This window comes from Ruegeria sp. C2 (genome assembly GCF_056537765.1).
In genome coordinates this window covers 1,525,521-1,540,945 of record NZ_JBQFRZ010000001.1, presented here as the reverse complement: position 1 = coordinate 1,540,945, position 15,425 = coordinate 1,525,521, and the positions used below count along the sequence as shown (strand labels likewise).

General features: G+C 60.8%; 15 protein-coding genes. 10 read left to right on the top strand and 5 right to left on the bottom strand.

The genetic code is table 11. From position 1 onward, the window contains the following. Positions 1-2: 2 nt before the first annotated feature. From ACR0IV_RS07835 to ACR0IV_RS07825, 3 genes are all read left to right on the top strand, one after another. Positions 3-2,294 (top strand): xanthine dehydrogenase family protein molybdopterin-binding subunit, encoded by a 2,292-nt coding sequence (locus ACR0IV_RS07835; RefSeq protein ID WP_480657130.1) that lies wholly within the window; start codon positions 3-5, stop codon positions 2,292-2,294. Beyond that, the gene (locus tag ACR0IV_RS07830; RefSeq protein WP_480469201.1) at positions 2,272-3,348 is read left to right on the top strand and encodes a DUF2235 domain-containing protein; all 1,077 of its coding nucleotides are present in this window, start codon (positions 2,272-2,274) and stop codon (positions 3,346-3,348) included. Before ACR0IV_RS07835 ends, ACR0IV_RS07830 begins: the two co-directional genes overlap by 23 nt. Before the next feature lie 97 nt (positions 3,349-3,445). Further along, the gene (locus tag ACR0IV_RS07825; RefSeq protein ID WP_480657131.1) at positions 3,446-4,537 is read left to right on the top strand and encodes a Hint domain-containing protein; all 1,092 of its coding nucleotides are present in this window, start codon (positions 3,446-3,448) and stop codon (positions 4,535-4,537) included. 43 nt (positions 4,538-4,580) lie between these two features. Here the strand turns inward: ACR0IV_RS07825 and ACR0IV_RS07820 are convergent, their stop codons facing one another. Then, positions 4,581-5,150: a GcrA family cell cycle regulator gene (locus ACR0IV_RS07820; RefSeq protein WP_480657132.1), complete on the bottom strand. Its 570-nt coding sequence runs from the start codon at positions 5,148-5,150 to the stop codon at positions 4,581-4,583. 126 nt (positions 5,151-5,276) lie between these two features. Here ACR0IV_RS07820 and ACR0IV_RS07815 point away from each other — a divergent pair, with 126 nt between their 5' ends. Next, positions 5,277-6,080, top strand: coding sequence for an ABC transporter permease (locus ACR0IV_RS07815; RefSeq protein WP_480657133.1), 804 nt, complete (start codon positions 5,277-5,279; stop codon positions 6,078-6,080). Here ACR0IV_RS07815 and ACR0IV_RS07810 read toward each other — a convergent pair. Together ACR0IV_RS07810 and ACR0IV_RS07805 are read right to left on the bottom strand one after the other, a co-directional pair. Then, positions 6,077-7,312: an MFS transporter gene (locus ACR0IV_RS07810; RefSeq protein ID WP_480657134.1), complete on the bottom strand. Its 1,236-nt coding sequence runs from the start codon at positions 7,310-7,312 to the stop codon at positions 6,077-6,079. The two genes, ACR0IV_RS07815 and ACR0IV_RS07810, sit on opposite strands and share 4 nt — an antisense overlap. Positions 7,313-7,423: 111 nt before the next feature. Further along, complete coding sequence (locus tag ACR0IV_RS07805) at positions 7,424-8,305, bottom strand: DMT family transporter (RefSeq protein WP_480657135.1); 882 nt, start codon at positions 8,303-8,305, stop codon at positions 7,424-7,426. 294 nt (positions 8,306-8,599) lie between these two features. Between ACR0IV_RS07805 and ACR0IV_RS07800 the strand changes: the two genes are divergently transcribed. Genes ACR0IV_RS07800 through ACR0IV_RS07790 form a run of 3 tightly spaced genes read left to right on the top strand, consistent with a single transcriptional unit; the run spans position 8,600 to position 11,142 of the window. Then, on the top strand, positions 8,600-9,787 hold the full coding sequence (locus ACR0IV_RS07800; RefSeq protein WP_480657136.1) for an acetylornithine transaminase: 1,188 nt from the start codon (positions 8,600-8,602) through the stop codon (positions 9,785-9,787). A 27-nt stretch (positions 9,788-9,814) separates the two neighbouring features. Next, a complete protein-coding gene (argF, locus tag ACR0IV_RS07795) occupies positions 9,815-10,741 on the top strand; it encodes an ornithine carbamoyltransferase (protein ID WP_480657137.1) in 927 nt (308 codons plus the stop codon). Between the two features lie 56 nt (positions 10,742-10,797). Beyond that, positions 10,798-11,142, top strand: coding sequence for a 5-carboxymethyl-2-hydroxymuconate Delta-isomerase (locus ACR0IV_RS07790; protein ID WP_480657138.1), 345 nt, complete (start codon positions 10,798-10,800; stop codon positions 11,140-11,142). A gap of 27 nt (positions 11,143-11,169) precedes the next feature. On the opposite strand, the gene ACR0IV_RS07785 is transcribed toward ACR0IV_RS07790, so the two are convergent. Both ACR0IV_RS07785 and ACR0IV_RS07780 read right to left on the bottom strand, forming a co-directional pair. Next, on the bottom strand, positions 11,170-11,766 hold the full coding sequence (locus ACR0IV_RS07785; RefSeq protein WP_480657139.1) for a ferric reductase-like transmembrane domain-containing protein: 597 nt from the start codon (positions 11,764-11,766) through the stop codon (positions 11,170-11,172). A gap of 6 nt (positions 11,767-11,772) precedes the next feature. Further along, positions 11,773-12,252: a twin-arginine translocation pathway signal gene (locus ACR0IV_RS07780; protein ID WP_480657140.1), complete on the bottom strand. Its 480-nt coding sequence runs from the start codon at positions 12,250-12,252 to the stop codon at positions 11,773-11,775. Between the two features lie 153 nt (positions 12,253-12,405). On the opposite strand from ACR0IV_RS07780, the gene ACR0IV_RS07775 reads away from it, so the two are divergent. The 3 genes from ACR0IV_RS07775 (at position 12,406) to ACR0IV_RS07765 (ending at position 15,379) form a co-directional block, all read left to right on the top strand. Next, positions 12,406-13,245: a phytanoyl-CoA dioxygenase family protein gene (locus ACR0IV_RS07775; protein ID WP_480657141.1), complete on the top strand. Its 840-nt coding sequence runs from the start codon at positions 12,406-12,408 to the stop codon at positions 13,243-13,245. A gap of 129 nt (positions 13,246-13,374) precedes the next feature. Continuing rightward, positions 13,375-14,340 carry a pirin family protein gene (locus tag ACR0IV_RS07770; protein WP_480657142.1) on the top strand — a complete coding sequence of 322 codons (966 nt, stop codon included), beginning with the start codon at positions 13,375-13,377 and terminating at the stop codon, positions 14,338-14,340. A 64-nt stretch (positions 14,341-14,404) separates the two neighbouring features. After that, the gene (locus tag ACR0IV_RS07765) at positions 14,405-15,379 is read left to right on the top strand and encodes a 2-dehydropantoate 2-reductase (protein WP_480657143.1); all 975 of its coding nucleotides are present in this window, start codon (positions 14,405-14,407) and stop codon (positions 15,377-15,379) included. Positions 15,380-15,425: the final 46 nt, after the last annotated feature.

The following is a 15,425-nucleotide window of genomic DNA, read 5'->3' as shown; positions in this document are numbered from 1 at the left end:
CCATGGAAAAGTTCGGCAAAAGCCAGCCCGTCAAACGGACCGAGGACCTGCGGTTTTTGACCGGGAACGGCCAATACATGGATGACGCGGTACCCGAAAACGCGCTGCATGTGGCCTTTTTCCGCAGCCCGGTGGCGCATGGCCAGATCACGGCGCTGGATCTGGACGCTGCGCGTGCGGCAGAGGGCGTGCGGTTGGTGATGGCGCTGGAGGATTTGCAGGCGACAGGCATCGACACCGTGATGAACGGGGCCACTGTGCCCAACCGCGACGGGACGCAGGCGGCGGCCCCGGAACGGCACATGCTGGCCAACAAATGCGTCCGCTTCGTGGGTGAGCCGGTGGCAGTAGTGGTGGCCGATACGCTGCTGCAGGCACGCGACGCGGCTGAGTTGATCTGGATGGAAACCGAAGACCTGCCCGTAAAGATGGACGTCGGCGCGGGCGGCGAAACACTACACCCCGAGGCCCCCGACAACCGCGCCTTTGACTGGGGCCTGGGCGATGAGGCCGCAACCGAGGCCGCCTTTGCCTCTGCCGCTCACATCGTCTCGCTGAACGTAGAAGACAACCGGGTCATCATCACCTCACTTGAGCCGCGCGGATGTCAGGCCAACTGGGAGGATGGGCGCCTGCATTTTTCCTATGGCGGGCAGGGTGTCTGGGCGATGCGGGCGCAACTGGCGCAAAAGCTGAAGCTGGAAGCGGAAGATGTCCGCGTCACCACCCCGGATGTGGGGGGCGGCTTCGGTATGAAGGTGATGCCTTACCCTGAATATTTCTGCACCGCCGTTGCCGCCAAGAAATTGGGTCAGCCGGTCCACTGGATATCGGACCGGTCCGAGGCGATGCTGTCCGATCACCATGGCCGCGACCTGACCTCGCTGGGTGAACTGGCCTTTGACGCCAATCACCGGATCACCGCCTATCGCGTGCACAGCAAGGTCAATCTGGGTGCCTATAACAGCCATTTCGGGCAGGCCATCCAGACCAGCCTGTTCAGCAAGGTGCTGATGGGCGTTTATGACGTGCAAACCACCTATCTGCGGGTCGAAGGGTTCTATACCAACACCACGCAGGTCGACGCTTATCGCGGCGCCGGACGGCCCGAGGCGATCTATGTGCTGGAACGGGTCATGGACCGCGCAGCGCGCGAGCTGGGCGTCGATCCGTGGGAGCTGCGGCGCAAGAACTTCATTCGTCCCGCCGATTTCCCTTATACCTCGGCCACCGGTGAAACCTATGACGTCGGCGATTTCGACATGGTCCTCAGCCGCGCGGCCAGCCAGACCAGCGGGTTTGCAACCCGCAAGGCGGCGGATGCCGAACGGGGCCTGATCCGCGGACAGGGCCTCTGTTACTATATCGAAAGTATTTTGGGTGACCCTTCCGAGAACTCGAAGGTCGAGTTTTGCGAGGATGGCGCGGTGAACCTATACGTCGGCACCCAATCGAACGGGCAGGGGCACGAGACTGTCTATGCCCATTTCCTGTCAGATCAGACCGGGATTCCGATGGACCGGATCACCGTCGTTCAGGGCGACACGGACAGGCTCGCCCATGGTGGCGGCACGGGCGGGTCGCGCTCGGTCACGGTGCAAAGCACGGCGACGCTGGCCACCATCGACATAATGATCGCCGCATTCACGCCTTATCTCGCGGATAAGATGGGGGTCGAGGAAGACGACGTGCATTTTGATCATGAAACATTCCGGGCACCCGGCTCGAACCTGACCCCAACCCTGACCGAAGCGGCCGAGATGGCGCGTGCAGACGGGCGCATGGATCTGCTGAAGCACGAGGCCCGCGCCAATCTGGATGCCCGCAGCTATCCCAATGGCGCACATGTTGCCGAAATCGTTATCGATTCTTACACGGGCGAGACATGGGTTGATCGGTATACCGTCGTCGATGATTTCGGCAATCTTATCAATCCGATGCTTGCCGAAGGGCAGGTGCATGGCGGGGTGGGTCAGGGCATCGGCCAGGCGCTGACCGAGCATGTCGTTCACGATGCACATGGGCAACTGCTCACGGCTTCGTTGATGGATTACGCCTTGCCGCGCGCGGCTGAGATACCCATGATTAAGTTTACCTCGGCGCCGGTTCCGTCAACGTCCAACCCGATGGGGATAAAAGGATGTGGCGAGGCCGGCACGGTGGGCGCGCTGGCCGCAGTGGCAAACGCGGTTCAGGATGCGCTCTGGGATCACGGGGTGCGGCAGGCAGATATGCCTTTCACACCTCACAGAGTATGGGAATTGCTGACGCATGGTTCTGTCGCGGCTGAGTAGAAAGGTACTGGGATGGCTCGGACGGCCTCTGCGGTCCGAGCACTCGGCCGAGACGCGCCACCGCGAACCGATCAGCCATGTCATCATTCTGGACGGCACCATGTCGACGCTGGAGCCGGGCCGCGAAACCCATGCAGGCCAGACCCTGCGCCTGTGTTGCGAGATGGGCAGCAAGGTCTCGGTGTTCTACGAATCCGGCGTGCAATGGGAAAGCTGGAAATCCTCGCTGGACGTGATGATGGGGCGCGGCATCAACCGCCAGATCCGCCGCGCCTATGGCTATCTCGCCTCGCGCTACAAACCCGGCGACAAGATCTTTTTCATCGGCTACTCACGCGGCGCTTACGGGGTGCGCAGCCTTGCGGGCGTGATTGACGCGATCGGGCTGCTCAAGGCCGAACACGCCACGGTTCGCAATATCAAGCAGGCCTACCGACATTACGAATGCACCGCCAACGGCAAGGCGGCGGCTGAATTCCGGCAAGCCTTCTGTCACGAGGATGTCGCCATCGAGATGGTCGGTGTCTGGGATACGGTCAAGGCGCTGGGTCTGCGCCTGCCGCTGCTCTGGCGCTGGGCCGAGGAACGCCACGCTTTCCACAACCATCAGCTTGGCCCGGCCACCCGCCACGGCTATCACGCCATGGCGCTGGACGAGACCCGCGAGGTGTTCGAGCCGGTCTTGTGGAAATGCACCCCTGATTTCAAAGGACATATCGAGCAGGTCTGGTTCCGTGGTACCCACGGCGATGTCGGCGGTCAGTTGAACGGGTTCGAAGAGGCACGACCGCTCAGCAACATTTCCCTGATCTGGATGCTGGACAAGGCCGAGCTGCACGGGTTGCCCCTGCCCGAAGGCTGGCGCGACCGATATCCGACCGATACCCATGCGCCCTCGGTCGGCACATGGCGCGGCTGGGGCAAGATTTTCCTGCTGCGCAAGCATCGCAAGGTGGGCAAGGACCGGTCAGAGAAACTGCATGTTTCAGTCTCACCGGATGAGTTGCCCGGTTGGGTGCCGATGCCAGATTTACCGTCGCATCCGGCGCAGTAGGCAACGCTGTATCTTATCGATTTACGTGTTTTATATATATGCTGTTCACGTTGGTGCCGGGTAGACATTTCGGTGCGATTGAAAGACACACGACCCCATGCCGGATCCATATTTTTCAGAATTGAAATACCTGGGCGGACCGACTCTCGATTTCATCGAGATCGCAGTCGACGCAGGCACCGATGTGTCCGGCCTGGTCGTGACCATCTACCAGAGCAGTGGTGAGATTCGATCCACCAACACACTGGCTGGTATTACGCCGACAACGGTGGCGGGGCGCGATATTTACGTCATCGATACGACCAGTTCCGGTACATTTACCGGACTTGGGAAAACCAATGGCATCTCGCTTTCCGAGGGGTCGACGGTTTACCAGTTCAACTCTTTCAGCGATCCGCCAAGCCCGGGGCCGATTACCGCAACGGCCGGACCCGCCGGCGGCATGCAATCGACTGTCATCGGTCAGGCCGGAGCGGGCGATTCTCTGATTTCCACAGACAACGGCGGAACCTATTCGGTTAATACCGATCCCACTCCGGGAAGCATCCCTTGCCTGACCGCAGGTACATCGGTCGCCACTGATGCAGGGCCGGTTCCGGTTGAGGATCTTGAACCCGGCCAACCGATCCGTTTGGCACGAGGTGGCGCGCAACCGCTTCTGAAAATCATGTGCCGCTCGGTTAGCTCACGCGAACTGCGCCGTAACCCGAAGCTCTATCCAGTGCGAATATGCGCAGGTGCATTGGGCCAGGGCCTGCCCCGCCGGGATCTGCTTGTCTCGCGCCAACACCGCATGCTGGTGTCCTCTGCCATTGTGAAGCGTATGTTTGGCCGCCCCGAAGCTCTGGTTGCCGCCATACGGCTTGCCGGGCTGCCGGGCATCTATGTTGATGATACGGTTGACGGCATCACATACGTTCATCTGGTTCTTGCGACACACGAAGTGATATTCGCCGAAGGTGCCCCGACCGAGAGCTTGCTGATTGCTGAGGAGGCACTGAAATCAATGCCCCCTGAGACGGTTGAAGAACTACACGCGCTGTTTCCCGAGTTGTCGATCAACGCGATGGCAACAACCAAGTATCTGGTGCCGGACAATGCGCGCCAGAAAAGACTGGCGGTGCGGCATGCCCAGAACGGGTTGCATCTGCTTTCGGAATACTCCGACAGCAGATATCACGCAGACTGACATAATGCAGCCTGCGCTTCGCACAGCTTGCAAAGTTGCAGATTTACCGCCGCCGGTCGCGGCGAGAGCTCATGGGCTGGAACGCCACGCCCACATGCGCCTCGCAATAGGGCTTGCCTGCCTCAACCGGCAGGCCGCAGAACCAGAAATCCTCGGTCGCGGGGTCGCCCACGGGCCATTTGCAGGTCTTCTCGGTCAACTCCATCAGCGTCAGCTTCTTGGCCTTCTTCTCGACCTCGTTGACCTTGGCCAGCGCCTCGGGGCTGATCTCGTTGGCCGAAGGTTGCGGCGGCAAAGGCTGACCGGCAGGGATGATCTGACGGCGGGCCGGAGTGGCCGGTTTTGCTTCCGTGGCAGGGGCCGGACGGGCCGGTTCGGTCTTGGGTGCTGGTTTGGGCTTGGCCTCGGCCTTGGGTGCGGGTGCCGGTTTCTCCTTAGCTTCGGCCTTGGCCGGGCTGGCACCGGTGGCGCGGTTTGACAGGCCCAGACGGTGGACCTTGCCGATCACCGCGTTGCGGGTCACGCCGCCCAGTTCCTTGGCGATCTGGCTGGCCGACTGGCCCTCGCCCCACATCTTTTTCAGCAGCTCTACACGCTCGTCAGTCCAGGACATCATTTGCCTTTCAAAAGCGGAAAGCGGCCCCGGATTCGGGCCGCCTTGGGAATTCGTCTCAGCCCCCTATTTTAATCACTGCGGGCCGAGTTACAAGCGGTCTTCGAATCAGGTATGGGGCAGATCATGCAGAATCTCATGGATCAGGACACACGCCGCTTTGGTACGGTAAACTGGATGGGCCTCTATACGCTGGCGCGGCGCGAAACACTGCGCTTTCTGGCCGTGTGGACGCAGACTCTGTTGGCCCCTCTGGTGACGGCGGGATTGTTCCTGCTGATCTTCACCATTGCCATTGGTCCAAGCCGGCCCGACGTGATGGGCGTTCCGTTCCTGATCTTTCTGGCGCCGGGCATCATGATGATGACGGTGATCCAGAATGCATTCGCCAACACCTCGTCGTCGATGGTGATTGCCAAGGTGCAGGGAAATATTGTCGACACACTGATGCCGCCCCTGTCGCCTTTGGAAATCCTGTTGGGGTATCTGGCCGGCGGTATTGCCCGAGGTGTCCTGATTGCATTTGTCGTGGCCGCTGCGTTTCTGATCTTTCTGTCGATCGTGCCCCAGAACCTGATGATCACGCTGATCTTCGTCATCCTCGGCGGGGCCTTCATGGGCGCGCTGGGCCTGTTTGCCGGGATATTTGCCAACAAGTTCGACCAGATGGCAGCGATCACCAACTTCATTGTTACGCCGTTGGCCTTCCTGTCTGGTACCTTTTATTCGGTTGAAGCACTTCCGCCGGTCCTGAACCGCCTGAGCCACATGAACCCGGTGTTCTATCTGATCGACGGGCTGCGCTATGGCATGATCGGAGTATCCGACAGCTCTCCTTGGTTGGGCATGGCGGTCTGTGGCGCAGCAACGCTATTGGTCGGAGCAGCGACATGGCAGATGCTGCGAACGGGTTACCGTCTCAAGGCTTAGGTCGCATCGGCCAGTGATCCGGGCTGTAGGGCCACGCGGGGTCGCCCGAGCCGTGGATGCAGCCGCGCCGCTACGGCCCAGGCTCCGAACAAGGCCAGGCCGCCAGCCGCGAACACGCCAGCGACCGGTGTGATCAGCAGCACCAGCGAGGCCACGCCGGGCGTCAGAATGCCTGACACGTCGCGATAGCTGGAATAGATCGCTGACATCTCGGTCCGTTCCGAGGGTTTCACTGCCATGAGAAATGGCAATCCTGCACAGATATCCAGCACGATCAGCCATACCGATCCCAAAACCAGCGCTACGACCGAAGCGACCGGCCAGCCGGAGATCGCTGCGGCGATCACGAAACAGACCCCGCAGGCGGCAAAACCCGTGCGCACCGCCACCCGCAGCGACCGCCCCTGCACCCAGCGCAGGATCAAAGGCGCGCCGAACAACATGGCATTCGTGCTCGACAACAGGATGCCCCCGAGCTGTTCACCCAGCCCGTTCTGAATGGCAAAGATCGGCAGGTAGACCACATAGATCCACCACCCGCAGGACCGAATCATCGCAAACAGATACCCAGCCAGCAGCCGCGGCTGCGAAAAAAAGCGCGGCAGATAGGCCAGCGGATTGCTTGCCGGTCCGCGCGCCTTGGTGATCAGTTTGCCGTTGCCCAAACGCATGCTCCAGAACAGGATCAACATGGCGACCGAGGCGACTGCGCTGATGACGAAGGGGGCAGGGGCCCAGCGTTCCATCAATAGCACGCCGATCATGGGGCCTCCGGTCCAGCCAAGGGCGCTGTAGAACATGCGGCTGGTCTCGCACCGGCCAAGTTCGATCTTGCTGATGTAGTCCAGCACATAAGCGTTGAAACAGACAAAGGTCGTGACCGTGGCCACCGTGTTCAGCGCCAGCGCCAGCACGATGGAACCGGGGCTGCCCTCGATCGCCAGAACGGCGCTGACCACGAACAGGACGCATCCGGCGGTATAGGCCCAGCGCCGGGGGACGTAGCGGATAACAAACGGTATCATCAGTCCGGCAACAAGAGAGACGATCCCCACCAGAAAATACACAAACGACACTGAGGACGCGTCGCCCAGCGCGCGGTACATCACCAGCGGAAAGACCGAGATCAGGATGCCTCGGACAATGGCCTCGAAACCTGCCAGGATGCCGAAATCGCGGACCGATGGTGCAGGGGCATGGCGGACCCATTCGGGGATACGGCGTTCATGCATCTGACAATCTTTCTAATGAACTATGATCAGATTGCGCCCGGCTAAGATGATTTCATGGGGGTTTGCGACATGGGTGTCGCGCGCAGACATCGCCACGAAAAAACTTTCCCCCTATGTCTGACGCAGCCGTGCCTCGCGCCAGACTAGGATCAGACCTCCGGTCAGGATAATGGCTGACCCGATCAGGCTGACCCCATCCGGGATCACTTTGAACACCACGAAATCGTAGAAGGCGGCAAAGATCAGTGTGGCATAGCTGATGGGGGCCACAAAGGAAGCATCCGCCCGCGCCATTCCGTTGACGAAACAGGCCTGCGCACAAGCCATCAGCACGCCAATCCCCGCCAGCGCTGCCCATTGCTGGGGCGTCGGAATCTGAAACACGAAGCTGACCGCGACCGAGGCGATGGTCAGCCCCATCGCATTGTTGATCAGCAAAATCTGGATCGGAATTTCACGGCCAGAAAGTTTCTTGATGAAAATCAACTCCATCCCGATGATCGCCGCCGCCGTCAGCGCCAGCAACGCAGCGGGCTGAAAGCTGGCGGGCGTGGGGCGCAGCAGTACCAATGCGCCGATCAGCGCCACGATGGCGGCCAGCCAGCGCCAGGGGCCGACCCCTTCTTTCAGCAGCGGGATCGCCAGCATCATCGCAAAGACCGGGTTCAGGAACGAGATCGCCGTCGCATCTGCAATCGGGATGAACGCGACCGCAGCAAACATCAACGTGACCCCGAGCCAGCCAAAGCTTGTTCGCCCGATATGCAGGCCCCAATGCGGGCGGCTCAAGCGCGGGCGCAGGATACCCACGGCTGTGACGATCACTAGAAAGGCAAACAGAAACCGCCCGTGACTGATCTGCAAAGGATGCAGCGCCGGGCCCAACGTATCTGTCCCCAGCGCTTTGGCCAGCAACGTAGTCCCCGCGAGAAGGGCGCTCGCCGCAAGGATCAGCAGGGCCGCAAGGGCAGGGTTCTGGCGTATCGGGGTCATGGCTCACCCGTGCGCCAGCGTCGGGTAAATGACAAGCGGTAAATCCCGGTCTCAGAGTGATTTTTGCCCCGATCGTAAAAACGGGGTTTTCAGATCGATTGCACCCCGTTATACGACCCGCCATGATCAAACCCGCACATATCCTGCGCCTCCGACGCCGACGCCTGACCGCGTAACCGGCCCGTTTGATCCATTTGCGCTGCTCAAATGCGCGCAATCTCCACCAAATCAGTTGACGAACATGGCCCCAGTGTATCACTCACAGGGCTCAACCTATTCGAAAAGGATGATCCGATGATCCCGTCCGTTCTGCCGACCTATAACCGTGCGCCCCTGACGTTTGTGAAGGGCGAAGGCGCCTGGCTGACCGAGGCGGATGGCCGACGTTTTCTGGACCTCGGCGCGGGGATTGCGGTGAACGCGCTGGGCCATGCGCATCCGGCTTTGGTGGCTGCGCTGACTGAACAGGCGCATGCGTTGTGGCATGTCTCGAACCTCTACAACATCCCGCAGCAGCAAGCGCTGGCCGACAAGCTGGTCGAACACACCTTTGCTGATACGGTCTTCTTCACCAATTCCGGCACCGAGTCCTGCGAACTGGCCGTGAAAATGGCCCGCAAGTATTTCTATGACAACGGCCAACCCGAGAAGGTCGAGATCATCACCTTCGATGGCTCATTCCATGGCCGGTCGTCCGCTGGTATCGCCGCCGCCGGGTCCGAGAAAATGACCAAAGGTTTCGGTCCGCTGCTGCCCGGCTTCGTCCATCTGACCTTCGGAGACCTCGACGGTGTCACCAACGCCATCACTGACAAAACCGCAGCCATCCTGATCGAACCGGTTCAGGGCGAAGGCGGCATCCGCCCCGTTCCGGACGCAGAACTCAAAGCCCTGCGCCAGATCTGCGACGACAATGGCCTTCTGCTGATCCTGGATGAGGTCCAGTGCGGCGTGGGCCGCACCGGCAAGCTCTTCGCGCATGAATGGGCAGCCATCACTCCGGACATTATGATGGTCGCCAAAGGCATCGGCGGCGGCTTCCCCTTGGGCGCTGTGCTGGCCACAGAAGAGGCGGCCAGTGGTATGACCGCAGGCACCCATGGCTCCACCTATGGCGGCAACCCGCTGGGCTGCGCGGTGGGTTGCGCGGTGATCGATCAGGTCGCGACACCCGCTTTCCTTGAAGGCGTCAACCGCAAGGCGGGCCTGCTGCGCCAGAAACTTGAAGGTCTGGTCGCGGACCACCCCGAAGTATTCGAGGAGGTGCGCGGTTCCGGTCTGATGCTGGGCCTGAAATGCAAGCCCACCAATATCGACGTGGTCAATGCCGGTTATGACAACGAGGTCATCACCGTCCCCGCCGCCGACAACGTGATCCGCCTGTTGCCACCGCTCACCTTGACCGAAGACGACATCGCGCAGGCCCTGATCCGTTTGGAAAAAGCCGCGGCGCAAGTTGAAAACGCAATGGCTTCGGCCTGAACTCGCCTGATTGAAAAGTGAAATAAAATGAACCACTTCCTTGATATCCACAAAACGGACGCAGGTGATCTGCGGAACATGATCGATCAGGCCGGCGCGATGAAACAGGCGCGCCTCGGTCGTCCCAAAGCCGCCCCGGACGATGAGCAGCCTCTGGCAGGCCGCATGGTTGCGCTGATCTTTGAAAAGCCGTCAACCCGGACCCGTGTGTCCTTCGACGTTGGCGTGCGCCAAATGGGCGGGCAGACCATGGTGCTGTCCGGCAAGGACATGCAGCTGGGCCATGGTGAAACCATCGCCGACACCGCCCGCGTCCTGTCGCGCTATGTCGACATGATCATGATCCGGACCTTTGACGAAACGATCCTGACCGAGATGGCAGAATACTCGGACGTGCCCGTCATTAACGGCCTGACCGATCGCACGCATCCCTGTCAGATCATGGCCGATGTCCTGACTTTCGAGGAACACCGAGGCCCCATCGCAGGCAAAAAGGTGGTCTGGACCGGTGATGGCAACAATGTCTGTGCTTCGTTCCTGCACGCCGCAGGTCAGTTCGGTTTCGACCTGACCTTCACCGGCCCGGCACAGTTCGACCCCGAGGAGGAGTTCATGGGCTTCGCCCGCCAGAAGGGCTCGAAGATTGTGGTCGAACGGGATGCCTACAAGGCGGTTGAAGGGGCCGACCTCGTGGTCGCCGACACCTGGGTCTCGATGCACGATTCCCAGTCCGCCAAGGAACGCCGCCACAATCTGCTGCGCCCCTATCAGGTCAATGCCGACCTCATGTCGCATGCCAAGCCGGATGCGCTGTTCATGCACTGCCTGCCTGCGCATCGCGAGGAAGAGGCCACATCCGAGGTCATGGATGGCCCGAACTCGGTGATCTTTGACGAGGCTGAAAACCGCCTGCACGCGCAAAAGGCGGTCATGCGCTGGTGTCTGGGCGTCTGAGGCTCGCAGCAATCAGAGAGAGCCATATATGGCTCTCTTAAATCTCGGAGCATTCAATGCCACACGTCACCCTGGAATTCTCTGCCGGGCTCGAAAACTCTCATGATTTTCAAGCCATCTGCGAACAGCTCTATTCTGTGCTCGCCGCGCATGAAGAATTCGATGCCCCAACGCTTAAAATCCGTGCCACCTCGTTCCGGTATTTCCACATCGGGACCGAACCGCAAACCTTCATCCACGCCACGCTCTTGTTGCTGCAGGGCCGGGATGAGGCGACGCGCGCCGAGTTGAACGCGATTATTCTGAATGTTCTGGCTGCGTCTGCGCCCACGGTCGGCAGCATCACCGTGCGGGATGTTGAAATTGATCGCGCGACCTATGCCAAACGCCTGTCAGTCTGACGCGGCCTTGGCTCGCGCATGGGACCTCTAAGCGCGCCGGGTCACATCCCAGATCCGCAATCTGGCGAGCGTAGCTACGCACGCTAGAACTACTAGCACACACAATGCGATCTTGGTCATGATCTCCATCGTGCCTTCAATCAGCAGGGCATGCACGACACTGCCCAGAATGGTCACCAGCGCCAGCCCGGCATGACCCAGACGCCAGAGCCGAAATCGCAGGTTCAGGCGTAGCCGCAGAACGCCCATCGTTGCTGCAGCAAAACCCGTCCACATCGCGATCACACCCCAAACGGAAAAAGGCGTGGCCGACACGAACAGCAGCGCGTCCACAACATCCGGCGGGCTCGTGACCCACAAACCACCAACATGGATTAAAATCGCGGCGACAAGGGCCAGACCGCACCGCCTGTGCCACACGCGGCTGCGTACCGGTGAGAGCCCGGGCAGCCAGCGTCCGGCCAGCAAAGGTTGCATCAGCAGAAGGCACATCCCGACGATGCCCGCAAACCCGGCGAGGATATAGATCGGCTCGCGCCACGCCAGATAGGGGCTGAACGCCGCTGCAATGACTGGAACTAGAAGGGTGGCGGACAACGCCACCCAGATCAATACACGCCTCAACACGTATCAGGCGGGCTGCAAGACGAAATGCGCGGCAAGCGTTTTGTCCTTCGCGCTCGACATCACCGGGCGCAGGAACACCGTCTCGAATTCGCCGCTGTCATAAGCCAGATGCCCGTGCGGTTGACCAAAGGCGGGCACGATCTGTGGCATCTCCAGCCGGAATTCTCCGTTGGCATCCGTCAGCGTCGCGCCATGGCTGCGCTGATCGCGCTCATGGCCTTCGGTCGTATGCGCCCAGATCTGGATACGCTGGCCGGGCAGGGGGGCTCCGTCGCCCGCCCGCCGCACGGTGCCAGTCATCCAGAACCCGCCACCGCCGATACGCTCCACGATCGGTGCGCCCGGACGATAGTTGTTCGATCCGCCTCGCATCGACGGGGTGGGGGCCAAACCATTGGCCTGCGCGGGAACCATCAGCCCCGAAGCCAAAACCGCCCCGCCCGAGGCGATCAGAGAACGACGCGTGAGTAATGAACCGGTCATGGAACCCTCTTTTTGCGACCTCATCTGCCCCTGAAATATAGCACGCTTCTCGCGCATTCCGAGGTTGCGTTGCGAATTGTGATTTACTTTGACGCGGCAGACGACCGCTGCAATCTTGACCACAGCTTGGATTCTATCAGAAAGGCCGGTGTCATGAGCTTGACGGATCGCATCACACTAGATGAGATCGCCGCATTCCAGCGCGACGGAGCCGTGGTTCTGCGGTCCAAATTTTCGGATCATTGGCTGACCCAGCTGCGCAACGGCATCGACGCGGACCTTGCCAATCCAACCGAAAACCTGACGCGGCACACCAAAGACCCCGATGCGCCCGCATATTTCGAGGATTATTGGGCCTGGAACAAGATCCCCCAGTTCAGGGATTTCGTCCACAACTCCCCCTGCGCACCGCTGGCTGCTCAGCTTCTCGACGCGCCCTCGATCAATCTGGTGATGGACAACTGGTTCCTGCGTGAGGCCGGATCAACCTCGCGCCCGCCGTTCCATCAGGACCTGTCCTATTTCGATTTCGAGGGCACGATGTGCGTGCTGTGGCTGCCGCTTGAACCGGTAACCAAAGAAAACGGCATCGCCTTCGTCCGCGGTTCGCACCTGTGGGATAAGCTCTTCATGCGAGTGCGCTTTGCCGACGGGCATCCCAGCTATGACCCGACCGAGGTCGCGGGCCTCACCTATCATCCGCCCCCAGACGTGAACGCCGCCCCCGCAGCGTATGACCTGCTGCAATGGGATATGGAGCCCGGCGATTGCATCTTTTTCGACATGCGCACCCTGCATGGCGGGCTGTCCTCGGTCACGCCGACCGAAACGGTGCGGCGTTTCACGCTGCGGATGACCGCGCCCGATGGCGTCATCCGCTATCGCGGGGATTGGGCCAAGGGTGAGCGCGCGCAGTTCGCGGCGGAAGGCTACAGCGAAGGCGACCGGATCGACGGCGCCTTCTTTCCGCAGCTTTGGCCACGCGATGCATGAGGGCGCTGGGGTTGGTCCATAACGGAAGAACTGCACGATTTATGTGCGATTATGCGAATTACTTTCTGAATTTCCGCTCTATATCCTGCATAAGTGAACCAAAACCCCTTGCCAATGGGAGATGCAGGAATGAGCTGGAACCCAACCCACAATCCCGAATGCCTGTCCGAGAACCCCGCGCTTGAGACATTGATCATCCCGCGCGCCCGCGATCTGGGCGGGTTCGAGGTGCGCCGCGCGCTGCCTTCCGTCAAACGGCAACTGGTTGGCCCGTTCATCTTCTTCGACCAGATGGGCCCGGCCGAGTTCATCACCGAAGGCGGCATCGATGTCCGCCCGCACCCCCATATCGGCCTCGGCACCGTGACGTATCTGTATCAGGGAGAGTTCGAACATCGCGACAGCCTCGGCACCCATCAGATGATCTATCCGGGCGAGGTCAACTGGATGGTTGCCGGGCGTGGCGTGACCCATTCCGAACGCACCAGCGATGAGACGCGCGGCAAGAAACACAGCCTGTTCGGTATCCAGACCTGGATCGCCTTGCCCGAAGCGCATGAGGACATGGCCCCCGAATTCGAACATCACAAACAGGGCGCGCTGCCGCATATTCAGGATACCGGTGTCAGCGCCCGCCTGATCCTCGGCTCGGCCTATGGCGAGACCAGCCCGGTTACCATGCTGTCCGAGACCTTCTATCTCGACGTCCAGCTCGACCCGGGCGCGTCCTTCCCGTTGCCCGACAATCACGAGGACCGGGGTGTCTACGTCACCGAAGGTTCGGTCGAAATCGCGGGCGACAGCTTTGACGCAGGCCGCATGATGGTGTTCCGCCCAGGTGACCACCTCTCGGTCAAGGCCGGGCCTCTGGGCGCGCGCCTGATGCTGCTGGGCGGCGCGACCCTGAACGAAGATCGTTATATCTGGTGGAATTTCGTGTCTTCTTCGAAAGAAAAAATCGATACCGCCACCCGCGAATGGAAAACCGCAGATTGGGCAAACGGGGCCTTCCACCTGCCGCCCGGAGATGATCAGGAGTTCATCCCGATCTCGGAAGAACTGGAACGCACGCGACCAAGGCTGGCACGGGTCTGACCTGACGTCACACTGGTCTACTTCGCCCGTCCCAGCGATCCTTCCCGATAACGGAGGGTGCATCATGAAGATCGTCATCGCGGGGGCGGGCAGCATCGGTTGCTATTGCGGCGCATTGCTGGCCGCTGCGGGTCATGGCGTGACGCTTCTGGGCCGCGCCCGCGTACTTGACCCCATCCGTGCCCAGGGACTTACGGTGACAGATTTCGCCAGCCTGACCCGGACCATTCCAGCCGATCAGCTGACTCTCACCCAGGAACCCGCCTGCCTTGCCGATGCCGATCTGATCATTGTCACGGTAAAGTCCGGCGCAACTGTGCAGATGGCAGACCTGATCGCGGCTTATGCCCCGGCGAATACCACGGTTCTGTCCTGGCAAAACGGCATGGACAACATCCAAACCCTGCGCGCCGTATTGCCTGAACACGATGTCCGCGCGGGCATGATCCCCTTTAATGTCGTCCCGACTGAGGAAGCTGCGTATCACCGCGCCACCTCAGGCGAGATCATCATCGAAACCGGCCCCGGCGCTATGGCTGACCACCTCAACACAGCCGATCTGCCGGTTCAGGAAAGCGATCAGATCGAAGCGGTGCAATGGGGCAAACTGGTGATCAACCTCAACAACGCATTGAACGCGCTCTCGGGCCTGACCCTGCAGGCGCAACTGCGTGACCGCAACTGGCGCCGCCTGATGGCCGATCAGATGGCCGAGGCGCTTATGGTCCTCAAAACCGCCGGTATTCCCGTCGCCTCCACCACGCCGCTGCCCGCCTGGGCGACCCCGCATGTCCTGCGCCTGCCCACACCGCTTTTTACCCGCATCGCCGCAAAGATGCTGACCATCGATCCCAATGCGCGCACTTCGATGGCTTATGACCTGATGGCTGGCCGCCCCACGGAAATCGATAGCCTGCAGGGGGAGATCATTCGGCTGGGGCGCAGTTGCAACCTCCCCACGCCACTCAACAACCAAATTGCCCGATTGATCAAAGAGGCTCCGAACACACCTCTCAAACCCGAGCAGATCAGGCTCTGATCCGCTGCTTCATCTGGCCAAAAATATCCCGGAGCGCGAGGCAGAG

Excerpts from the sequence above, each read along its gene's own strand:
- ACR0IV_RS07810 (WP_480657134.1), bottom strand. The coding sequence starts at position 7,312 with ATGCATGAACGCCGTATCCCCGAATGGGTCCGCCATGCCCCTGCACCA.
- ACR0IV_RS07830 (WP_480469201.1), top strand. The coding sequence starts at position 2,272 with ATGGTTCTGTCGCGGCTGAGTAGAAAGGTACTGGGATGGCTCGGACGG.
- ACR0IV_RS07780 (WP_480657140.1), bottom strand. The coding sequence starts at position 12,252 with ATGACCGGTTCATTACTCACGCGTCGTTCTCTGATCGCCTCGGGCGGG.
- ACR0IV_RS07820 (WP_480657132.1), bottom strand. The coding sequence starts at position 5,150 with ATGTCCTGGACTGACGAGCGTGTAGAGCTGCTGAAAAAGATGTGGGGC.
- ACR0IV_RS07835 (WP_480657130.1), top strand. The coding sequence starts at position 3 with ATGGAAAAGTTCGGCAAAAGCCAGCCCGTCAAACGGACCGAGGACCTG.
- ACR0IV_RS07790 (WP_480657138.1), top strand. The coding sequence starts at position 10,798 with ATGCCACACGTCACCCTGGAATTCTCTGCCGGGCTCGAAAACTCTCAT.
- ACR0IV_RS07800 (WP_480657136.1), top strand. The coding sequence starts at position 8,600 with ATGATCCCGTCCGTTCTGCCGACCTATAACCGTGCGCCCCTGACGTTT.
- ACR0IV_RS07805 (WP_480657135.1), bottom strand. The coding sequence starts at position 8,305 with ATGACCCCGATACGCCAGAACCCTGCCCTTGCGGCCCTGCTGATCCTT.
- ACR0IV_RS07775 (WP_480657141.1), top strand. The coding sequence starts at position 12,406 with ATGAGCTTGACGGATCGCATCACACTAGATGAGATCGCCGCATTCCAG.
- argF (WP_480657137.1), top strand. The coding sequence starts at position 9,815 with ATGAACCACTTCCTTGATATCCACAAAACGGACGCAGGTGATCTGCGG.
- ACR0IV_RS07765 (WP_480657143.1), top strand. The coding sequence starts at position 14,405 with ATGAAGATCGTCATCGCGGGGGCGGGCAGCATCGGTTGCTATTGCGGC.
- ACR0IV_RS07825 (WP_480657131.1), top strand. The coding sequence starts at position 3,446 with ATGCCGGATCCATATTTTTCAGAATTGAAATACCTGGGCGGACCGACT.
- ACR0IV_RS07770 (WP_480657142.1), top strand. The coding sequence starts at position 13,375 with ATGAGCTGGAACCCAACCCACAATCCCGAATGCCTGTCCGAGAACCCC.
- ACR0IV_RS07815 (WP_480657133.1), top strand. The coding sequence starts at position 5,277 with ATGCAGAATCTCATGGATCAGGACACACGCCGCTTTGGTACGGTAAAC.